This window comes from Chamaesiphon sp. (assembly GCF_041737865.1).
Lineage (GTDB): Bacteria > Cyanobacteriota > Cyanobacteriia > Cyanobacteriales > Chamaesiphonaceae > Chamaesiphon.
Genome location: NZ_JBGSQZ010000220.1, coordinates 26,623 through 47,228 on the forward strand (window position 1 = coordinate 26,623; position 20,606 = coordinate 47,228).

General features: G+C 44.7%; 20 protein-coding genes. 7 read left to right on the forward strand and 13 right to left on the reverse strand.

The annotated features are described in order from the left end of the window. Positions 1-289: 289 nt before the first annotated feature. The 6 genes from ureC to ACEW9J_RS16610 all read right to left on the reverse strand — a co-directional run bounded on the left by ureC (position 290) and on the right by ACEW9J_RS16610 (position 6,203). Positions 290-2,014, reverse strand: coding sequence for an urease subunit alpha (gene ureC / locus ACEW9J_RS16585; RefSeq protein ID WP_373546211.1), 1,725 nt, complete (start codon positions 2,012-2,014; stop codon positions 290-292). Between the two features lie 70 nt (positions 2,015-2,084). Beyond that, on the reverse strand, positions 2,085-2,405 hold the full coding sequence (locus ACEW9J_RS16590) for an urease subunit beta (RefSeq protein ID WP_373546212.1): 321 nt from the start codon (positions 2,403-2,405) through the stop codon (positions 2,085-2,087). Positions 2,406-2,419: 14 nt separating this feature from the next. After that, a complete protein-coding gene (locus ACEW9J_RS16595; RefSeq protein WP_373546270.1) occupies positions 2,420-2,722 on the reverse strand; it encodes an urease subunit gamma in 303 nt (100 codons plus the stop codon). A 112-nt stretch (positions 2,723-2,834) separates the two neighbouring features. Continuing rightward, positions 2,835-3,659, reverse strand: a complete 825-nt coding sequence (locus ACEW9J_RS16600) for an urease accessory protein UreD (protein WP_373546213.1) — start codon at positions 3,657-3,659, stop codon at positions 2,835-2,837. A 67-nt stretch (positions 3,660-3,726) separates the two neighbouring features. Continuing rightward, positions 3,727-5,322, reverse strand: coding sequence for a glycoside hydrolase family 3 N-terminal domain-containing protein (locus tag ACEW9J_RS16605; protein WP_373546214.1), 1,596 nt, complete (start codon positions 5,320-5,322; stop codon positions 3,727-3,729). Positions 5,323-5,453: 131 nt separating this feature from the next. Then, positions 5,454-6,203, reverse strand: coding sequence for a sensor histidine kinase (locus tag ACEW9J_RS16610; RefSeq protein WP_373546215.1), 750 nt, complete (start codon positions 6,201-6,203; stop codon positions 5,454-5,456). 322 nt (positions 6,204-6,525) lie between these two features. On the opposite strand from ACEW9J_RS16610, the gene msrB reads away from it, so the two are divergent. The 6 genes from msrB (at position 6,526) to nblB (ending at position 11,174) form a co-directional block, all read left to right on the forward strand. Beyond that, positions 6,526-7,020, forward strand: a complete 495-nt coding sequence (gene msrB, locus ACEW9J_RS16615; RefSeq protein WP_373546216.1) for a peptide-methionine (R)-S-oxide reductase MsrB — start codon at positions 6,526-6,528, stop codon at positions 7,018-7,020. Positions 7,021-7,195: 175 nt separating this feature from the next. Further along, complete coding sequence (locus ACEW9J_RS16620; protein WP_373546217.1) at positions 7,196-7,654, forward strand: CBS domain-containing protein; 459 nt, start codon at positions 7,196-7,198, stop codon at positions 7,652-7,654. 76 nt (positions 7,655-7,730) lie between these two features. Continuing rightward, positions 7,731-8,186, forward strand: coding sequence for a DUF6334 family protein (locus ACEW9J_RS16625; RefSeq protein WP_373546218.1), 456 nt, complete (start codon positions 7,731-7,733; stop codon positions 8,184-8,186). A gap of 277 nt (positions 8,187-8,463) precedes the next feature. After that, a complete protein-coding gene (locus ACEW9J_RS16630; RefSeq protein ID WP_373546219.1) occupies positions 8,464-9,255 on the forward strand; it encodes an RNA ligase family protein in 792 nt (263 codons plus the stop codon). A 15-nt stretch (positions 9,256-9,270) separates the two neighbouring features. Further along, positions 9,271-10,422 carry an AAA family ATPase gene (locus tag ACEW9J_RS16635; RefSeq protein WP_373546220.1) on the forward strand — a complete coding sequence of 384 codons (1,152 nt, stop codon included), beginning with the start codon at positions 9,271-9,273 and terminating at the stop codon, positions 10,420-10,422. 110 nt (positions 10,423-10,532) lie between these two features. Next, entirely contained in the window at positions 10,533-11,174 is a 642-nt protein-coding gene (gene nblB / locus ACEW9J_RS16640; protein WP_373546221.1) for a phycobilisome degradation protein NblB, read from the forward strand. A 140-nt stretch (positions 11,175-11,314) separates the two neighbouring features. On the opposite strand, the gene ACEW9J_RS16645 is transcribed toward nblB, so the two are convergent. The 6 genes from ACEW9J_RS16645 to ACEW9J_RS16670 form a co-directional block, all read right to left on the reverse strand. Further along, the gene (locus ACEW9J_RS16645) at positions 11,315-12,088 is read right to left on the reverse strand and encodes a HEAT repeat domain-containing protein (RefSeq protein ID WP_373546222.1); all 774 of its coding nucleotides are present in this window, start codon (positions 12,086-12,088) and stop codon (positions 11,315-11,317) included. Positions 12,089-12,335: 247 nt separating this feature from the next. Then, on the reverse strand, positions 12,336-12,995 hold the full coding sequence (locus ACEW9J_RS16650; RefSeq protein WP_373546223.1) for a hypothetical protein: 660 nt from the start codon (positions 12,993-12,995) through the stop codon (positions 12,336-12,338). Between the two features lie 164 nt (positions 12,996-13,159). Beyond that, complete coding sequence (locus tag ACEW9J_RS16655) at positions 13,160-14,437, reverse strand: dihydroorotase (RefSeq protein WP_373546224.1); 1,278 nt, start codon at positions 14,435-14,437, stop codon at positions 13,160-13,162. Next, positions 14,434-14,781: a type II toxin-antitoxin system PemK/MazF family toxin gene (locus tag ACEW9J_RS16660; protein WP_373546225.1), complete on the reverse strand. Its 348-nt coding sequence runs from the start codon at positions 14,779-14,781 to the stop codon at positions 14,434-14,436. Before ACEW9J_RS16660 ends, ACEW9J_RS16655 begins: the two co-directional genes overlap by 4 nt. Beyond that, complete coding sequence (locus ACEW9J_RS16665) at positions 14,766-15,146, reverse strand: hypothetical protein (protein ID WP_373546226.1); 381 nt, start codon at positions 15,144-15,146, stop codon at positions 14,766-14,768. The genes ACEW9J_RS16660 and ACEW9J_RS16665 overlap by 16 nt, the downstream gene beginning before the upstream one ends. Before the next feature lie 210 nt (positions 15,147-15,356). Continuing rightward, complete coding sequence (locus ACEW9J_RS16670) at positions 15,357-16,694, reverse strand: histidine phosphatase family protein (RefSeq protein WP_373546227.1); 1,338 nt, start codon at positions 16,692-16,694, stop codon at positions 15,357-15,359. Positions 16,695-17,202: 508 nt separating this feature from the next. Between ACEW9J_RS16670 and ACEW9J_RS16675 the strand changes: the two genes are divergently transcribed. After that, a complete protein-coding gene (locus ACEW9J_RS16675; protein WP_373546228.1) occupies positions 17,203-19,548 on the forward strand; it encodes an ATP-binding protein in 2,346 nt (781 codons plus the stop codon). Between the two features lie 30 nt (positions 19,549-19,578). Here ACEW9J_RS16675 and ACEW9J_RS16680 read toward each other — a convergent pair whose 3' ends face one another. Beyond that, complete coding sequence (locus ACEW9J_RS16680; RefSeq protein ID WP_373546229.1) at positions 19,579-20,208, reverse strand: hypothetical protein; 630 nt, start codon at positions 20,206-20,208, stop codon at positions 19,579-19,581. Positions 20,209-20,606: the final 398 nt, after the last annotated feature.

Below are 20,606 nucleotides of genomic sequence, written 5' to 3' on the forward strand. Positions count from 1 at the left end.
CTTAATGAAGTTTTAGTCTTGGAGCATATAGTCGGATATTTTTTATTTTCGATCTGTAACTTGGAATACCAAATAAACTAGATCTGGATGTTAGCTTTAGGTGAGCCACTTCAAGCAGAAATATTTCCAGCAAAATGGCTGGAACTAGTTCACGGATATTCCAGCAATTATTTTTGATAAAAATGTTACTTTAGAAAACTCTGGGGATTTTCTTTGCAATTTCGCTCAAAAATCAGCGCGACTAATTGGCGGTCAAGTTCTATGTGCTTGAGAACCAATTTTGAGCGATCTAGAACAGAAAATATCGCTGTGCCATTGGTAATATTGTCGCTGGTTCACAGGTTAGTAATTCACCATTGGCGCGGACTTCGTAAGTTTCAGGATCTACTTCGATTTGGGGTAGTAAGTCATTGAGCTTCATATCTCGCTTCGATAATTGACGGGTATTTTTGACTGGTACCACTTGTTTTTGGAGTCCTAATCGATCGCCAATTCCCAGATCGTGCGCCACCTGAGATACAAAAGTCATCGAAGTTGCTCCCACCGCCTTACCATAGCTACCAAACATCGGACGCATCTGGACTGGTTGCGGGGTTGGAATACTGGCATTAGCATCACCCATTTGTGCCCAGGCGATCGATCCACCTTTAATGACCATTTCGGGTTTGACTCCAAAAAATGCTGGTCGCCAGAGACAGAGATCGGCGATTTTACCAGGTTCGATCGATCCGACATAGTTAGAAATCCCGTGGGTAATGGCGGGGTTAATTGTATATTTTGCAATATAGCGTTTGGCGCGTAAATTATCATTGCGATTACTATTTTCTACCGTTCCCGTACCGGGCAGCCAGCCCCGTTGAGTCTTCATCTTGTGGGCAGTTTGCCAAGTCCGAATAATTGTTTCGCCAATCCGTCCCATCGCTTGGGAGTCGGAAGAGATCGTACTAAACGCCCCCAAATCGTGAAGGATATCTTCAGCAGCAATCGTTTCGCGACGAATCCGCGACTCTGCAAAGGATACATCTTCAGGAATATTCGGATCGAGATGGTGACAAACCATCAGCATATCCAAATGTTCGTCCAGCGTGTTTAGGGTATAGGGACGAGTCGGATTTGTCGAAGAGGGCAGCACATTGCTCTCGCCACAGACCTTGATGATATCGGGAGCATGACCGCCGCCCGCGCCTTCGGTATGGTAGGTATGAATCACCCGACCTTTGAACGCGGCGATCGTATCTTCAACAAACCCCGCCTCATTGAGCGTATCGCTATGAATCGCCACCTGGACATCATATTCATCCGCAACATTTAAGCAATTATCGATCGTTGATGGAGTTGTACCCCAATCTTCATGAAGCTTGAGACCGATCGCTCCAGCATGGACTTGTTCGACGAGTGCATCAGGTTGGCTGCTATTTCCCTTCCCCAGAAAACCAATGTTCATGGGAAAGGCTTCAGCGGCTTCTAGCATCCGATACATGTGCCAAGGCCCTGGAGTACAGGTAGTGGCACTAGTGCCCGCCGCAGGCCCCGTCCCGCCGCCAATCATCGTCGTAATTCCCGACGCGATCGCCACCTCAATTTGTTGGGGACAGATAAAGTGAATGTGAGTATCAATCCCACCCGCTGTCAATATTTGACCTTCTCCCGCAATTACCTCAGTGCCGGGGCCAATGATAATATCTACACCATCTTGAATATAGGGGTTGCCCGCCTTACCAATCTTGGCAATCTTGCCTGCAACAATGCCCACATCGGCTTTGACAATCCCCCACCAGTCTAAAATCAGGGCGTTCGTAATCACCGTATCTACCGCGCCAGCCTGATTCGTAATTGGCGATTGTCCCATCCCGTCGCGAATTACCTTCCCACCCCCAAATTTGACTTCTTCGCCGTAGCTAGTTAGATCCCGCTCAACTTCAATTATTAATTCCGTATCGGCCAAGCGGACTCGATCGCCTACGGTTGGCCCATAGGTATCAGCGTAAGCGCGGCGATTCATGCGGTAAGCCATAATTTTGCAGGAGTTGGGGGTAATTTCTCTATCGATCGGGATGATGGGAGATCTGGATTTGATTAAATTCTCATTTCTCAGCGCGATCGAGATGGCCATTAATTAAACCATTAAAACCGTAAACCTGACGACTTCCCGCCAGCGGAATCAGATTCACACTGCGTCGATCGCCTGGCTCAAACCTCACGGCGGTACCAGCCGGAATATCTAACCGCATTCCTCGCGCCGCTGCTCTGTCAAATAATAAGGCTCGATTAACCTCATAGAAATGGAAGTGGGAGCCAACTTGAATCGGTCGATCGCCACTATTAGCCACTGTTAAAGTTGTGACTGGTCGATGGTGATTTAGCTCAATCTCGCCATCAGGAACGAATAATTCTCCAGGAATCATATTTTTTTACCTATCTACCTAATTGGTGAATGGACAGTAACTAGCTTAGTACCATCAGGAAAAGTAGCTTCGACCTGAATGTCATCAATCATTTCGGGAATGCCCTCCATCACGTCGCTACGACCTAATAACGTGGTGCCATAGGTCATCAATTCAGCCACTGTCTGACCATCCCTGGCTCCTTCCAAAATCGCGGCGGTAATATAAGCGATCGATTCAGGATGATTGAGCTTTAGTCCTCTAGCTTTGCGTCGCTCGGCAACCAGTGCGGCGGTAAAAATTAGAAGCTTATCTTTTTCTTGGGGCGTTAACTGCATGGAACGGAGGCGATCGGCTGAGAACATTTTAGCCCATATTCCGCGCTTCAAATAATTCAGCGGTTAAAACCGCTGTTAGTAATGTGAAGTCCACCTGCGCCAACTAAATCACCTAATATCTTTGCCAGACTCTAGGCGGACAAGCCACTCGCTGACGATATGTTTGCCGTAACAAATCCCACACAGCAATTAACCATGCCTGAGCAGCCTGTCGATCGCTACCGCGATAGCGACACACCAAGCCAGCCGCCAAAACTGTCACGCCCCAATCGGCCTCATGTTGGGGTGCGAGGCTCCGCGCCTGGGCAACTAATTCTTTGCTAACCGTCCCACCTAACCAGACCAGCAATCCTAATAATGGCTGACTGACACTAGCTTGGCGGCTCTGCCACTGCTCTCCAGTTATCCGCTGTCGATCGATCCACAAGGGTTTCCCTGCTTGCCAAACTTCTAGCGCGTTTTCCCAGCAGCCGTAGGTGAAGGTTTCCTGCCGAGCACTTCGTCCCAATCGCACCATCTCCCACGCACAAAAAGTCGCGCCAGTCGCTAAATCTACCCGCAGATTTTGCTGGTATTGGGCGCGATCGAAAATAATTGTTTCTTGGGGTAGCCATTCTAAATGGGCATTAGCATCAAGATTTATCGCAATTTGCTGCTGGGCAAATGCACCACTACTGCGATAAATCTTAGCCGCCGCAGCCGTGGTAATCAGAGCTTGGCTTTCTGGTGCTAGATCGATTTGGTAGGTGAGCCGATCTCCTCCAACCATTCCCCCAGCACTATGCAAGATTACCGCGTGGCAAATGTTTGGTTCGGGATAAAAAGGTCGTTGAATTTTGAGCGGGGCACAAGCATAGCTCCGTTGGAGGATCGTTTTTGTGCCCTGAACTTGAAACCGCAGATCGATATTACCTTGCCAATGGGGAGAAGAATTCATGAACTGCGTAAAAATTGAATTAGTAGATAGATTACCAGTAGTAGGGAGTAGCTCAATTGCCAACCGTTTAACTTTGAACTCCAAATAACTGCTCTAGCGCGATCGATTGTGCCGCCGCCATTTGTCCATAACAGAACACACAAGGTATTTCTGGCGGTAAATGTGTGGCAAAATCAGCCATTAAATAAGGACTACCATAGATCGCTAATCCCTGTAATTGATGATTAGCTAATAATTGCTGAAATAGCTGTTTTGCTACAGATACAATCCCTAGCCCGCCCGAAAATGGACTGGTACGAATGAAAAGTTGCAGAATAACTAGTTCGTCAGGCTCAATGCCGATCGACTGGCTCTGACGGTTAATTAGTTGGAGTTGATAACCGAGTTTCGTGGGGATGGTAACGGCTGGAGTACTACGGCTGAGGAAAGTAGAATCTAGAATCTCCTCTAGCACCACTATATTTTTGCCAGGGCTAGGCTGGAGTGGTAAATTTCCTTGGATAACTAGTGAGTCTTGCAATACGCTCTTGGCAACAGCCATCGATGTTGGCGCAGCTAGTGTCATCAAAGTAGCAGGTTGAGTATTCACTGGTGACTGCGTGAGGGTGACTCCATCCCACTGCTTGAATAATTTCTGTTTAGATCGCCAAATCCGCCCGACGCTCTCTTTAATCCGTTCGGCACTAATTAGCCCCAACTCTACCGCATGACACACAGCCTCAATCGCAATTTCGGGATCTACAGGCATCAAAATAAGATCCGAACCAGCCGCCACAGCCATAACTGGTGCATCATCCGCTCCATATCGATCGGTAATTGCCCCCATTACCAGCGCGTCGGTGCTAATCAACCCTTCAAAGCCCAAATTATGCCGTAATTCCTCAGTTAGAATCCGTGGGGAAAGCGTTGCAGGCAGTTCTGGATCGAGTGCGGGAATCAATAGATGGGCACTCATCACACTATCTACACCTGCTTTAATTGCCGCCCGAAATGGGGGTAACTCGATCGAGTCCAATCGCGCTCGATCGTGGGTAATTATCGGCAATGCCCAGTGCGAATCCACGCCAGTGTCCCCGTGACCAGGAAAATGTTTAGCGCAGGTGAGCACCGGATAATCAGCCGCTCCGTGGATGTAGGCTGTAGCTAACTGACTGACAATTTCGGGAGTTTCCCCAAAGGCACGGATATTAATAACGGGATTAGCGGGGTTATTATTGACATCGACTACTGGAGCCAAAATCCAATTTATGCCCACTGCTAGAGCTTCCTGGGCAGTAATCGCGCCCATTTTTCGAGCATACTCGATCGCTTTAGCTAGATCCGTCTGGGCGATCGCATTGAGAGCCATTGGTGGCGGAAACCAGGTACCGCCTGTAAATCTTTGTCCGACTCCTTCTTCAATATCGGCGGCTATTAATAAGGGATAAGTCGCCCAGGCTTGTAACTGCTGGATTCTAAGTGTCAATTCTCCCGCATTTCCGCCCCAGAATATGACCCCACCGACACCAAGCCCGCCGATCCAATGTTTGAGTGTCGCTCGATCGCGTTCGCCAAATTCGGGATACTGGATCTGACGATCGAATAAATGGCTAGAGGCTCTGACAACCACCATTTGGGCGACTTGTTGAGCGAGGGTTAGTTTGTCTAGATCGGGGAATTGCATATTAGGCGAGTGGGGAAGTCAGAAAGATCAAATCAAACATAGCACAAAGCCGCCGATTCTCCGTAGGAGCAACTGAGCCGACGAAAACGTCGTCTAATGAATGAAAGGAACTTTGCTGGGCGTGTTGGGTTTTATTCTTCAACCCAACCTACAGATCCTTGCTCCGAGACGATCGCTAGTCCCAAACCAGAACCCCCTTCCCATTGAATTCGGGATATATCCGCTCGCCAAAATCGATCGAAAATTTTCGGCAAATGTTCGGTAGCGATGCCGATCCCAGTATCTTCGATCCGCGCTAAAATCGAGCGACGCGCTCTCTGTGTTTCGATCGAGATCGAGCCGCCAATTCGGTTATAAAAAATTGCATTTTCGAGGAGATTTGTAAAAACTCTTTGTAATTGCAACTCATCCCCTAGTACCAGCAGATCATCTACAATATTACATTTAATTTTAATTTGCTTGGTATCAGCCATAGCTTGATGGCTGTCGATCGCATCTTCTAAAATTTTACCAAGATCGACAACTTCTGTCGGCGATCGATCTGCATTACCATTATTGCGAGCCAGCCAGAGCAAATCTTCGGTCAATCGGCGCATCTGAGTAGCAGCACTTTCGATCGATTGAAACTTATCGATATCCCCAGTCCGAATTCCTGCTGGATATTTCAGCGCAACGCTCGCATTACTGACGATCGCCATTAATGGACTGCATAGTTCGTGAGAGGCATCGGCGGTAAATTGTTGCAACTGTTGAAAACTATCTTCTGCGGGTTTCATTGGTAAATCGGCATCGAGCTTTCCTAGCTTACTCAATTGGTTGCCCTTGAGATCGAATAGTTCTAAATTATATTCTGGGCTGAACATCGGAATATTTAAATTCATCCAATGCCGAGCGGTCAACTCTCGATCGAATATTAATCGTCTTCGACTACTAAAATTCTCATGATAAATATTCGAGTGTAGAAATTCGATAGAACGATTGTAGCGAAAAGTTTTGGATCGGAGCGGAATTCGATTCTCTTTCAGAGAGGCTGTGCCTCCGGCAGGCTACGCCAACGCCAACGCCAACGAGCCGATGTCTAGCTGTGTCATGCACCGATACGCCCCTAACCTTTTCGATAATTGTTAAGATATAAGTAAGTATCAATTTCTCAACGTAGGTCGATCGAAGGATTTATTTAAAGATCTCGACGATCCTGGCAAAATGCAAAGACGAACTCTATTATCGGCTGCTTTAGTACCGATCGGTGCTGCAAGCGGACTTTATTTTTTATCCACCAAGGCACCCCCAATGACAAAGACACAAGGCGAATTTGAGATCGCAAAAACTGACGAAGAATGGAAGCAGATCCTGACTCCCGAACAGTTTAATGTACTGCGGAAACACGGTACAGAGCGCGCTGGTACCAGTATTTTGGATAAAGAGTACGGCAATGGTCAATTTGTCTGTGCTGGCTGCGATTTGCCACTATTTGTCTCCGATACCAAATTTAACAGTGGTACTGGCTGGCCGAGCTTCAACGATCCGATTCCTGGCGCGATCGAAACTTCCGTCGATAAGTCGTTCTTCTCTACCCGCACCGAAGTCCATTGTCGTCGCTGCGGCGGACATTTGGGACACGTATTTGAAGATGGGCCAAAACCTACTGGACTACGCTACTGCATGAACGGGATCTCGATGAAGTTTGTATCAGCATAATTGCTGGGTTTTGGGGCTGGAGATGTGCGATCGTCTTCAGCCCTAGACATCATGAAGATACTATAATATTCCGCCATAATTATTACTTGCTTACTATAATAAAGATATTGAATATACCAATATTTTCAATGAGATTTTTTTAGATAATTACACATCGATAAAGGTGAGGTAAATTATGTCACAAAGTGTTGCTGATTGGATGACTGCTGATGTTTTAACCGTTACTCCTGACACTCCTTTACCAGAAGCAGTTCAGCTTTTAGTCGATCGGAAGATCGGTGGTTTACCAGTAGTTGATGATACCGGAAAATTAGTCGGGGTAATTTCTGAATCCGATCTAATGTGGCAGGAAAAAGGTGTAGAACAGCCACCATACATGATGTTTTTGGGTGGTGTAATCTACTTTCAAAATCCAGCTACATACGAGCGAGACTTGCACAAAGCATTGGGACAAACAGTCGGAGAAGTGATGAGTTCTCACACCGTTTCTGTTTCTGCTAATACCTCGCTCCCAGTTGCCGCCCGCATCATGCACGACAAGAAAATTCACCGTTTACCTGTAGTTGATGCCGATCGTCACCCGATCGGTATTATCACCCAAAGTGACATCGTTCGCGCGATCGCTGCTGTGTAAAATTATAAAGTTTATTTAATAAATATAAACCCAAGCGAGCTTATTAATTAAGCTCGCTTGGGTTTTAGAATAAGTTTTGATTGAAAAGCAAGTAAACACAAGACGATTGATGCAGATAGATGATTTTAATTCAGACATTTTCTTTCAAGAAGATTTTATTGGCTATTTGTCGAAAGTAAAATATATTTTTGATGAAGATGTTGAAGACTTGCCAATTACATTTTTGATGTATTTTGACAAAATAGTAGCTATGATTAGAGTTATTCGGGAAGATGATTCAGTAGAAGTCAGATCGATAGAGTTCGAGCTGGCAAATAAGTTAGATGCCATAGATGTATCTGACAATTATCTTTGGAAAGATGCGCTCGGTAGTCAGTTGCATTGGGTATGGAGTTTGACTAATAACCAAGGTTACACAGATGGTATTCAATTTGAATGGACAAATCATTCTTTGAAAAAATCGATAATGATTCAAGCAATCGCCATAGGATCGTGTTTTCGCTTATACAAAGTAGAGCAATTTGCTTTTTAATCGATTTTGTGAGACATCAACTGAATGTTTAGATCGATATAGCTCTTGACATTTGATAATACATAGCGTAAATTGAAAATATCTCAGAGCTTGTCAGCGAGTTTGTTATGTAGTCCTCCGCCTCTCCACATTTAGCCAGTAATTAATCATTCTTAGCAGCATGTCGCCTTAGCCATCATTAGTGGCAGCATTTCTAGCGACTGCCAATCTTCTAAAGCGGAATATTAATTACAACTTACAGAATTATTCAATGTTGCCTTGAGAGGGGAACTACAAAATGCTGATGCAAAAATATCCAAGAACCCCACATATTCAGGGTTCTAGACAACAGCCTGGGGATGAAGATTTAGACAGCGTACCATTTAGTGCGATCGCTAATGAGTATGTAGTAATAGAAGAAAAAGTCGATGGTGCAAATGCAGCAATCAGCTTTGATGCTCAAGGGCAATTGCTATTGCAAAGTCGCGGACATTATCTCACTGGCGGCTCTCGCGAACGCCATTTTAATCTATTCAAACAGTGGACACACAGTCATTATGCTGCCCTGTGGGATGTTTTGGGCGATCGATATATCCTGTATGGTGAATGGCTTTATGCCAAGCATACGGTATTTTATGACAGCCTACCTCACTATTTCTTAGAATACGATCTACTCGATCGATCGGGTAATCAATTTCTGAGTACGGCGGCGCGGCGACAGTTGCTGCAAGGATTAGCTTTAGCCTCGGTACCAGTGTTACTAGAAGGCAAATTGCGATCGCATCAACAGTTGGTTAGTTTATTACAACAGTCTCACTTTATTGGATCTGGGCACATCGACAGATTGCGCGAACTTTGTCTAGAGCAAGGTTTGAATCAAGATCTGGCAATTCAACAAACCAACCAGAGTTCATTGATGGAAGGGTTGTATATCAAGGTAGAGACACCTGAGCTGACTATTGCGAGATACAAGTACGTCCGAGCAGACTTTTTGACGACAATTTTACAGTCTGAAAGTCACTGGTTAAATCGTCCGATTATCCCTAATCAATTACAGCCTGATGTCGATTTATTTGGGATGAAACAATAAATATCAAGTAAAATTATGATGAATATAGCGATCGAACAAGATTTACTATGGACGTTTCCTGGTTGTCCAAATAGAGCGAATCTTCAAATCAATTGGACAGAAATATTAGCAACATTTCCATGTCTGAAATCCCTAGCTAGATGCGAACAGAACCCTATTTACCATGCTGAAGGAAATGTCTGGATTCATACCCAATTAGTATGTGAAGCATTAATATCTCTATCTGATTGGCAAGCGATGAATTCACAGAATCGATCGATCTTGTTTGCAGCCGCTTTATTTCACGATATTGCCAAGCCAATGGCAACGCAAATATCTGAAGATGGTAATATTACTGCCAAGGGGCATGTTAACTTGGGTGCGCGAATGGTGAGGGGAATTTTACAGGATTTGCAGACACCATTTGCGATTCGAGAGGCAATAGTAGCTATTGTAAAATATGAAAGTCTGCCGTTGTGGTTTTGGGATAAACCACAACCATTAAGATCGATTATTAAAGCTAGTCAATTTGTTCGGTGCGATTGGCTGGCTTTGATGGCAGAGGCAGATGTACGCGGGCGAATCTGTGCAGATCGAGATAATTTATTAGCAACGATCGAGTTTTTTAGAGAGTTCTGTCGAGAACATGATTGTTTCGATCGAGCTTACCCATTTGCTTCCGATCTCAGTCGATTTATTTACTTTCAGAAAGAAGATGGAGATCCAACTTATTCGGCTTATGATGATACTCGCTTTGAAGTAATTTTGATGTGTGGCTTACCAGGTACTGGTAAAGATTATTGGATCGCCCAAAATTATCCAGACTTAGCTGTAATATCACTCGACAAATTACGTCAAGAGATGAGGATTTCACCTACAGATGAGCAAGGCAAAATAGTTCGAGCAGGTAGAGAGCTAGCCAAAGGATATCTGCAATCTGAGACACCTTTTGTCTGGAATGCGACGAATATCGTTAAACCGATTCGATCGGGCTTAATTGGCTTATTTGCTGGCTATCGTGCGCGAATTCGGCTCGTGTATCTGGAAGTCCCGTTCGATCGACTATTACAGCAAAATCGCAGCCGCAAAACACCAGTCCCTACCTCAGTCATCGATCGTTATTACGATCGATTGGAAATCCCCGATCTGACTGAAGCTCATCAATTAGATTGTTTTGTCGAGGTGTGAGTAGGAATTCTGCCTAAAATTGCGAGGAGTGATGATAAGATCGATAAGATGTAGATTGTTAATCTAAATTTTATCGATCTTTAAAGTTTTACTCCCCTATTTGTATTTATATGACTGATATTACTGCACTAATTAACTCAGAAAATAAAGGCGATCGAATCAAAGCCTTAAACACGATTAGAGAACTCGAACCAGCGATTGCTTTTGGTTATATCAAACAACTGGTAACAGACAAAAATACTAGAGTCAGATACGCTGCTGTGAGTCAATTGGCAACCTTAGGCTCTCAAGATCTGGCGGAGAGTTTTACTATCTTACGCGATCGATTGATTAATGATACCGAACCCGACGTTCAAGCCGCCGCCGCAGATGCTATCGGTGCGCTCAAATTAACTGATGCTTTTGACGATCTCCAAAATCTCTATGAGACTACGCCTGAGTGGTTGGTGCAATTTAGTATTGTTGCTGCATTGGGTGAGTTGGGAGACGCACGAGGCTTAAAATTATTACAAACTGCTTTGACTAATGAAACCACCCTCGTCCAAACTGCGGCGATTGGGGCGATTGGGGAATTAGGCGATCCCACTGGGATCGAGAGTATCATCCCGTTTGTCACTCATCCTGACTGGCAAATTCGCTACCAACTGGCTCGATCTTTGCGGACATTGGGCGGCGAGTCAGCAGCTCAAGCTTTGGCAATTTTAGCAACTGATGATGTCGAGCAGGTTGCTTTAGAAGCGCAGGGGAAGTAGTTGAGAGCTGATTCAACAGAGAGTAAGGGTTTGAATCCCCCACATTTTAGGTTGATTGTTTTTAGGGTAATGGGCGGGAAACCCGTCCAGCGGGGTCTAAATCCCCATCCTAAAACCTCAATTATCAATTATCAATTAATTTAAAGTGGTAGCTCTAATTCTGACTCTAGATTTTCGATCGATTGAATCCCGCGTGGATCTCCGAGCTTGAGTAGAGCTGCTTTGGCATCGTCTCTGACACCGATATCTTTATCTTCTTCAAATACTTGAATCAAAGCATCGACAGCAGTAGCATAAACAACATTAGAGGGTAACTCCCGACACAATCGTCCTAAAGACCAAGCGCAGTTACTTCGAACTGCCGCCTGAGGGTCGTCTAGTAACGCGACAACGATCGACGGTATGGTGGCGATGACAGCCTCATAACTGAGGTCGGCGGCTTGACCGAGGGCACTGGCAGCCCAGAGCCGTACAGCCGAAATATCCACCTTTAGAGAGCGTAATAACGGCTGGAGCGCACGAAGATCGCGACAGTTGCCTAGTGCCCAAACAATTCCCTTGCGAACATATCCATTCCAATCTCGGTCGAGTTGGGCGATGAGCGGTTCGACAGCATCATGGCTGGGGTTGCGCCCTAAACCATAGGTAGCGGCAACTCTCACCAGCGGGCAAGGATCGGTGAGTAGATCGATCAAGTAGGGAATCGCTCGAATATCTTGAATCTCACAAAAAGCCCGCGCGGCTAGCATCCTTTGAGCAGTAACGGCATGAGTAAGTAACAGCAACATCGCCTCAGGATCTGGTTTGAGGGGTTCTGGATTGGCATCCAGCATATCTAAAGGATCCAGATCGTCAAGATGACTATCTAGATCGATGTCATCTTCTAGGAAGTTCAGATCTGCTTCGTAAACCATAATAAGTACTCTAGCCTATGCCCATAACCAAAATCCAGTCTCAAACCGTACGTTTGTCAAGTGCTGTCTTGAGATAGACAGCACCCGATCTGGTTCGTAGCTGCAACTGAATTGCGATGCTCCAGCTCGAACGGCTACGCCAAAGACTGTATATGGCATTATAGCAAAGTGGATGTATCCAAGTCGATTGAGGAAAGGGAGATTGGATCGATCCGATCTCCCTCCCGATTTGCCAAACTACGATCGCTTAATTTGGGTTGAAATTAGACTTGAGCTTCAATTGGAGGTCTGTACCTTTTTTCAATACTACTTCACCACCAGGACTAGACAAGACAAATGCTGTGGCTGCGGCTGCTCCTGCTAGTTTACCATTTTTAAATTTAGCCTTGTTGCCGATGAAGTTACCAGCGATCGTACCACCTAAAATGATTCCGGTATTTTTGAGAAATTGTCCTTTAGTTTTACTTTCAACTTTAGTATTGACCAATGCAGCATCGATCGGCAAAACATCGCCATTTTTGAGTTTAATACCATCAAAGGATAAGTTCATCAAAGCTTTTTTACCTCTGGCTGCTTTAGTGACATTTTCTACATGCCCTTCGATCGTCGCATCTTTTAGAGCTGGATATTTACCAACAGAACCATTTTTGACTTTAATTGTAAATTTTTCATTATTCTGATTTTTACCACTAGATAGTTCTTGTTGGAGATCGGTATTGAAGGTGACTCCAGCCGGAACTACTGCCATCCCCGTACCAGTCGCAGATTTATTGCCTGTAGTCGTCACGGCTCCTGTCGTAGCTGGTTGGACAGTATCTACAGGTCGCTCGGCTACCTTCTTACCACAACTAGCTACACTAGCTAAAGATAGGGTTATTAAAACTAATGAAACAGATTTTTTTAACATTCTTTTAGACTCAACTCCTCGAACCACAGCAAAATTAGATGTGATAGTAGCAGTCTAACATTTGCCGATCGATTCAGCCATTGGCTATATGTATGAACATCTCTACTTTACAACCCTACTTGCCGATTTCGAGCTATATGTATGTACAGGTCTTATTTAAGTACCTATAAATAAGTCGATCGAGAGTATTGGCAGTTGACTTTGCCAATGATTTCTCGACCTAGCCATGCGGTATTGTGAGCGAGAGATTTGAGATTATTTGTCGTAACCGACCAAGTTTTTTGAGGATCGAAGAGGATGAGCTGAGTGGGTGGAGATTGGTGGAGACACTGAGCTGGTTTGGTACTCAGGGCTGCCCATAATTCCAGGGCTGACAACTTACCTGGAACGACTAGATTTTGCCAGAGTAAAGGTAATGCCAATTCTAATCCGATCGCACCTGGAGGAGCTTCGCCAAAAGCAACGGTTTTCTCTTCATAAGTATAAGGGCTATGATCGATGGCGATCGCATCTAGTACTCCCATTTTTATCCCTTCAATCAGGGCAATTTGGTCATCTGGAGTGCCCAAAGGAGGGTCGAGCTTGAAATTGGGGTCGTAAGTTGCTAGATGGGTGGTATTGGCGATTAGATGCAGCCAGGTGGTACTGGCGGTAATCGGTACGCCGCGTTGTTTCGCCGCAGCAATTATTTCTACGCCCCGACGGGTAGAAATCCGCATCAGGTGGACGGGAGTACCAATATCGGCGATGATTTCGATCGTTGCAGCTAGAGCCGCTGCTTCGCTACTGACAGGATCGACAGGTAAGCCATATTTGAGGGCGGCGACTCCCGCTCTAGCAATCCCATTACCGCGCAAGGTGCGATCGAGCGCGTATAATCCGATCGGGCGGTTGAATGGTTGGAGATATTCGAGCAGACGGTGAACTAAAGCCAGATTAGCGATCGAGTGTCCATCCGCCCAGCCGATAATATTAGTGCTGGCGAGTTCTGCCAATTCTGTCATCGTCTTGCCTTCTACTCCCCGAGTGAGTGCGCCCCAGTAGCCAAGCTGGGGACAATTGGGGATTTGGGCAGCAATTTGGTGATACTCTCGATCGAGACTAACAATGCTACTAGCTCGATCGAGTGCGGGTAATGTATCGGGTAAAATATTGAGCGAGACAAATCCCCCTGCTGTGGCGGCGGCGAGTAAAGATGCGATCGTTTCGCGCTCCTCATGCCCTGGTGTGCCACTATGACTATATAGATCTACCAATCCTGGTGCCAGAATTAGGTGTTGTGCAGGAGTAATATTTAGATTCGCTGGGAGTTGGGTTGTCTGTGAGACTTCCTCCATTACGCCATCGATGACTAATATATCTGCTACTCTTTCCGATCCTATGCGATCGATCGCCACAATCGGGTCTAATATCCTAATCTGTTGGAATAATTGGTTCATCATTCAAAGGGTTGCTGAATAATTACAATTATCCGAGCGATAATTTCATCAACCTTATCTGGTTTGAGCAAAGCAATTTGTCGAATAATGTTATTTTGATTAATAGTAGCAATGACATTAGGTCTGATGTAGCAAGGACTGATATTGAGTTTACCACTCTCAAAGTCTAGTGTTATCTCAATCTCATTAGTTCGACCGGATTTACTAGTAATCGGGCAAAAGATAAAGTTATGCCGATCTGATGGCGCGATGAGAAATGCTGGTCTTCTTTTGGTGGTAGAAGCATCGGAAAAAGGAAACAATACTGAGACTACCGCACCTTGTTGAATCTCTAGAGATCTTGCCAAGCTTTGTCTTCCTCCTCATTGAGCCATATTTCTGCCAGCGATGATTCGCGCAGGTTTTGCCAGTCTCGATCTAATTGGGAGAAATTTTCTAGATTAGCTGCTTCTCGCTGGATTGAATTGATTCGATCTGTAGACAGTCCAGTAAGTGTGGCAACTTGAGCCGGATCGATTTTAGCTTGCAGCATATTTAGCGCAACTTGAGTTAGACCATTTTGCCATCCTTGTTCCCATACTTCTCGTAAAATAGCAGACTGGGATATCGATCTGTCCATGACATACTTAGCGATATATTTTGAATCGCTGGTATTAAACATATCTATTTTAAGCCAAATCTCGATCGATCGATTCACAAACATAGCCTTCATCAGATCGATCCATTCACCAAATCACAGTCCATCATCTTCATCATTCCAAATCATAGAATACTGGTGCGTTAAGCTGAAGCCGTAACGCACCCTACTACATCAACTTTTCTTGCTCCCTCCCCTTTATAAGGGGAGGGTTGGGGTGGGGTAAAAGCCTTCGCAGCAATTCAAACAGACTTGTCAATTGTTTGGAGGGGGCAAAGGCGTTTACTACAATGCGCCAGCCGCCGTTTTATCCAAGATTCCGCCAGACAAGTAACTGGTAATATTCAGAGCTTGAATCACAGGTTGACCCTCAATCCCGTCTGGATAATCAATTACCGTCACTGCACCATTACCCTGCTTGATCTTCCAGATATCTGCCAAACCTAGTCCTAGCAGATAACACAATAACACCTTATTGGTCGCGTCATGAGCGACGACGATCCCTGTTTGCGATCGATCTCCCACTTGCACTAGAATTCTGCCCCATGCAGCCGTCGCTCGATCCCAGATATCCTGAAGATTCTCGCCTTCAGGCATTTGAACTGATTCTGGGTGAGTATGCCACCGTTCCAACTCACCTGGATACTCAGCTTCAATCTCGGATTCAAATTTACCTTCCCAGAGTCCATGCCCGATCTCGCGTAAATCTGGATCTTCATTTAATCCTAGCCCAGTCCGACCCTGGAGAATAATTTCGGCTGTTTCCTTGGGACGTAACATCGAACTGGTAAATCCAAAGTCAATTTCGGTGGTTTTTAAAAATTCAGCGGCTAGACTGGCTTGATTGCGTCCGTATTCATTGAGCGGGACATCAATTTGTCCTTGAAATTTACCCGCCCGATTCCAGTCAGTTTCGCCATGACGGACGAGCAGAAATCGCGGTCCTTGATTTTGGGGGCGCAATGTTGGTAATTTTTGTCCGAGGTGACTGGTTTGATTGAGTGATTCTAACTGGACGCTATCGCCCCAACCGCCACTAAAATTAAGCACGGTAACACCACAATTTGACTGCTGGATGCTGTGGTACATCGCGGGCTGGATGCCCAGTGCGGTACTAATCAGCGCACGATTGATGCCATTGTGGGCGACGATGAGGATCGTTTGTCCCTGATGCTGTGGTAGGATTTCTTGCCAAAAAGTAGTCGCTTGTTCGTATAGGGCTAAGACTGGAAAAAACTCTTGCTGAGTACCATCAGCTTGAGGACGCAACATTTTCAATTTGTGGGGACGTTCTTTCCAGGTTTGATATTCGGCTGCATATTTTTCGCGGACTTCCTGATTGAACATGGTTTCCCACAGTGGGAGATCGATTTCTAATAAGCGATCGTCTGTCTGGAGGCGATCTTGCTGCTCCAAGCCAGAGAGGACGGTAGTTGCTGTCTGCTGCGCTCGTTGTAGGGGGCTAGCGTAGGCTACATCAAATTCTAAACCTTGAAATGCTGCACTGGTCAGCCTAGCATCTTCTCGACCTCGATCGGTCAGAACTGATAAATCGCTGCGCCCTTGGATGCGCCCCTGACTGTTATAAGTACTCTGTCCGTGCCGTAAAATAATAACTCGCATACTCAAAGGCTGTGTCCTCAACAATCGCTGACTTATTTTATCAGGGAGGGAACACCAACAACTAGCAAATTGGGCTTTAACCGTTCTCAAGTATCGATCGACTTATTATCTTCCTAAAATATTTAGATCTCACCCTGCGCTGAATGCGCACTTTGCCTGATATTGGTTCGAGAAATACTAGATCTCGATTTGAATAGGGTTGACTTTACCGCTTTAGATCCGATTACCCATTGCAAAGTTTAATGCCCTAAATTATTTTTTGCTTCAAAACAATGCAAATCAGACTAAACTAGTAATTAGTGAACCAGATCGAAAAAAGCAACTGCTGTTGTAGATGACACACCTTTGCGAGAGCGGGATTTGGGCATAAGTAGTTTTATCCCTGAGCGATCGAATAACTGTTTCATATCGGTGCCACAATCTCCTAATAATTTAACAATTTTTTAGTGTTTGCAAAGCATTACTCCTAAATTAATTTCAACCTGTATCGCTACCAGAAATGTCTAATTTGACTTCAACTATCCGGGGTAATTACCCCCTGAATACATTTAGGACTGTCCGCGATTTGTGGCACCAAATGGCGCGGGAGATTAGCAATCAGCGGGGCTACACCACCAAACAGGATGTGCGATTGGTAACGGATGCGGAACTGCTCACCACCCAAAATCGTGTTGCCACTGAAGATACCAGTACTAAAGTAGCTACACTGAAAAATTTACCCCAATTCTCACTCTTACAGTCCGAGCGATTTCAAGCATTATTAACAGGGAAGATCGTCAATTTAGCTAATTCACAGCAAGTAGAGATCGAGATTACCTTTATACCAGCAAACATCGATCGATTTTTGCTGCCACTAATTCCCTATTTACCTTCAACAGTCCAATTAATCGCCGATCCTGACTTTACAAACGATAGCCACCTCCAAAGCCATTTTACTCAACTGCTATTAAGCACGATCTCCGAGCAGCAAATATATGGTTCTTTTGCTGCAAATATCCATCCACGAATCGAGCATCCATCTCACCGAGAACTCGATTTACAACAACAAGTAGCTCAAGCCCACTTACTCAACTATATTATTACCCAAATCCATCAAACATTGGATTTACCAATTATTCTTCAAGCCGCAGTCGAGCAGGTTCAGACTTTTTTACATGCAGATCGATTAATTATCTATCAATTTGAGTTTGCTAAAATTGGTGGTAATAGTAGTAAAAGTTTTGATGCTTATCAGGGGGTGGGGCGAGTTGCTTATGAATCGATTGGGATTGCCAATCTTCAGTCTGTTTTGGATGTGAAAGAGCATCAAGATTGTTTTGACGATCGACAATTGTGGCACAATTATCAAGATGGGATGACTAAATCGATCGATCGAGTCGATCTAGAGTACGCTCGCAATCAATGTATGCTGGATTTGATGAAGCGATCGCAGATCGAGTCCAAATTGGTAGTGCCGATTGTAGTTAATTCAGAGTTATGGGGTTTGTTAATCGCTCATCAGTGTCAATCTCCGCGCGAGTGGCAAGTTCGAGAAACTCAATTTCTCCAAAAAGTTGCCGAGCATTTAGCTCTGGCAATTAATCAATCTGAGTTGTATTCAGCCAGTCTTTGGTATACTCAAAATCTCGAACAGCGAGTCAATGAAAGAACGCGAGAGTTGCGCGATGCGGTAATTGTCGCTCAAACGGCAAATCAATCTAAAACTGAATTTCTCGCACTGCTGAGTCATGAATTACGAACACCATTGACGAGTATTTTAGGGTTGTCTGCGACGCTCCTTAGATTACCACTAACTAACTTAACCGAACGCCAACAAAAGTATCTCCACATAATTCATAATAGCGGCGAGCATTTGTCAGAATTAATTGATGATATTTTAGATTTTTACAAGCTAGAAGTTGGGAAAACTTTTCTGAAAATTAGTGAGTTTTCATTAGCAAAACTGGTCGAGCAAGTAGTTGAAATCGTCAAAGCGAAAGCAGAATATGGTAAGATCGCCCTAGAAATTCACACCATTAGTAACAGTAATACTTCACAAATTAATGGTCGCGACTTGCGATTCCGTGGCGATACTAAACGGGTGCGTCAGATCTTATTAAATATCTTAACTAATGCAATTAAATTCACACCAGAACATGGAACAGTAATTGTCCGCACTTGGCTAGAGGATTCCACCGCCGTATTTGAGGTTGAAGATAGTGGGATCGGCATCGAAGCCGAGCAAATCCCGCGGCTATTCAAAAAGTTTCAACAACTAAATTCTGAACACGATCGAGATTATGGCGGGATGGGTTTAGGACTAGCAATTACTCAACAATTAGTCGAACTACATGGTGGATCGATCGAGGTTGATTCAATTGTGGGTTCTGGTTCGACATTTACAGTCCGCTTGGCTACACAACCACTCCAATTACCAACTAATGATTGGGTGCAAATGGATCGTCAACTGGTGTTTCGAGATCCCGAACTTAACCCAATTCCAACCCGAATTGTATTGATCGAACAGGATGAAGATTTGGCTAACTTTATCTGCGATATTCTCACGGCTGCGCGGTATCAAGTGACTTGGTTATTATCTGCCGAATCCTCATTTAGACAGATATCGATGTTTGAACCAGATTTATTAATTGTCGATCTAACACAACATGCGGATATTGTCGATCGATTAATCGGCAATATCCGCAAGTCAAGTAAAATTAGCCAAATCAAAATTCTCGCGATCGCCACCAAAGAGGATACTATTAATCCAATTAGTCAGCAATATGTGGATGACTATCTGTGGCTCCAAGTAAATCCCGAACAGTTGTTACGGAAAATTACTAAGTTACTCAGTTCAATCGGGGTGAGAGAATAGGAAAGATCTGTGATTTAGCTTCTCCGATCGCTAATTTAGTGATGAACCCGTTACAAGGGTAACAGTTTTAGTCCCAACTGCGTGTAAATGTGTTTTATGAAAGAAACCGCGCTTGGAGCTTGGGAACTGCCATTGATAACCATCAGGATCGGGATATGTACCCATCAACTTCGACCACGCCTGAGCATTATTAGCCGCAGTTAGTAAATTATTGCTCGCAGCAATGCCCAATCGTGTTGCTAATTCAACCAGTTCTAATTTAAGACAGGTGGCGATTTCGCCTTGACTATCGAGAGTTAGATACTGAGCATCTTTAGATTGTGTGAGTGTGTTGAGAACGTTATAAACTTGAGTAGCAGATTGCTGATGGCGATCGAGTAACTCAGTCAAACGCGCGATCGCACTGACACAGTGAAGATCTAAACCCGAACTAGAACAGGAGTTCAACAGTTGTGTCAAACACTTAATTTGCTCTTGTTCGAGCTGAAGTTGTTGCTGATGATTAGCCAGAGTTTGATTGACAGATTGCGCCAGTTGTTGGCTGAGTCGCTCCTGTCCGATCTTGCTTGCGTCAGACAAGTCAACCACACTAGCAGTGGGAGACACGGCTGGAGCAAGCTGCTGTTGTCGAGAATCTAATTCTTGGTTGATGGTTGTCATAAATCGGGAGTTGGGAGTGAGGAAATGGCGGCAGGGCGATTAACACCTGACTAAATTAATGCTAAATCGCAAATTGAAGTTGAGGTGGAGATGCAGTCAAATCTAAATCGATGAGTGGCTAGGCAAGCACAACAGTGTATTATTTACAAGATCTAGCTTCTATCCTCTGCTATAGTTCCCTATTTAAACCCCATTGATACAACTCCAACCCATCTCAAGCTCAAAAAATTTCTCACCAAGTACCCCAAACCCCGTAAGATAGATCGGAATTCATCATTTCTCTCTCTACCCTCTACCCTCTACCCCTAAAGCCCAAAGCCTAAAGCCTTCCTACCCCTAAAGCCTAAAGCCTTTCTACCCTCTACCCCTAAAGCCCAAAGCCCAAAGCCTTCCTACCC

Excerpts from the sequence above, each read along its gene's own strand:
- ureC (WP_373546211.1), bottom strand. The coding sequence starts at position 2,014 with ATGGCTTACCGCATGAATCGCCGCGCTTACGCTGATACCTATGGGCCA.
- ACEW9J_RS16590 (WP_373546212.1), bottom strand. The coding sequence starts at position 2,405 with ATGATTCCTGGAGAATTATTCGTTCCTGATGGCGAGATTGAGCTAAAT.
- ACEW9J_RS16595 (WP_373546270.1), bottom strand. The coding sequence starts at position 2,722 with ATGCAGTTAACGCCCCAAGAAAAAGATAAGCTTCTAATTTTTACCGCC.
- ACEW9J_RS16600 (WP_373546213.1), bottom strand. The coding sequence starts at position 3,659 with ATGAATTCTTCTCCCCATTGGCAAGGTAATATCGATCTGCGGTTTCAA.
- ACEW9J_RS16605 (WP_373546214.1), bottom strand. The coding sequence starts at position 5,322 with ATGCAATTCCCCGATCTAGACAAACTAACCCTCGCTCAACAAGTCGCC.
- ACEW9J_RS16610 (WP_373546215.1), bottom strand. The coding sequence starts at position 6,203 with ATGAATTTAAATATTCCGATGTTCAGCCCAGAATATAATTTAGAACTA.
- msrB (WP_373546216.1), top strand. The coding sequence starts at position 6,526 with ATGCAAAGACGAACTCTATTATCGGCTGCTTTAGTACCGATCGGTGCT.
- ACEW9J_RS16620 (WP_373546217.1), top strand. The coding sequence starts at position 7,196 with ATGTCACAAAGTGTTGCTGATTGGATGACTGCTGATGTTTTAACCGTT.
- ACEW9J_RS16630 (WP_373546219.1), top strand. The coding sequence starts at position 8,464 with ATGCTGATGCAAAAATATCCAAGAACCCCACATATTCAGGGTTCTAGA.
- ACEW9J_RS16635 (WP_373546220.1), top strand. The coding sequence starts at position 9,271 with ATGATGAATATAGCGATCGAACAAGATTTACTATGGACGTTTCCTGGT.
- nblB (WP_373546221.1), top strand. The coding sequence starts at position 10,533 with ATGACTGATATTACTGCACTAATTAACTCAGAAAATAAAGGCGATCGA.
- ACEW9J_RS16645 (WP_373546222.1), bottom strand. The coding sequence starts at position 12,088 with ATGGTTTACGAAGCAGATCTGAACTTCCTAGAAGATGACATCGATCTA.
- ACEW9J_RS16650 (WP_373546223.1), bottom strand. The coding sequence starts at position 12,995 with ATGTTAAAAAAATCTGTTTCATTAGTTTTAATAACCCTATCTTTAGCT.
- ACEW9J_RS16655 (WP_373546224.1), bottom strand. The coding sequence starts at position 14,437 with ATGATGAACCAATTATTCCAACAGATTAGGATATTAGACCCGATTGTG.
- ACEW9J_RS16665 (WP_373546226.1), bottom strand. The coding sequence starts at position 15,146 with ATGAAGGCTATGTTTGTGAATCGATCGATCGAGATTTGGCTTAAAATA.
- ACEW9J_RS16670 (WP_373546227.1), bottom strand. The coding sequence starts at position 16,694 with ATGCGAGTTATTATTTTACGGCACGGACAGAGTACTTATAACAGTCAG.
- ACEW9J_RS16680 (WP_373546229.1), bottom strand. The coding sequence starts at position 20,208 with ATGACAACCATCAACCAAGAATTAGATTCTCGACAACAGCAGCTTGCT.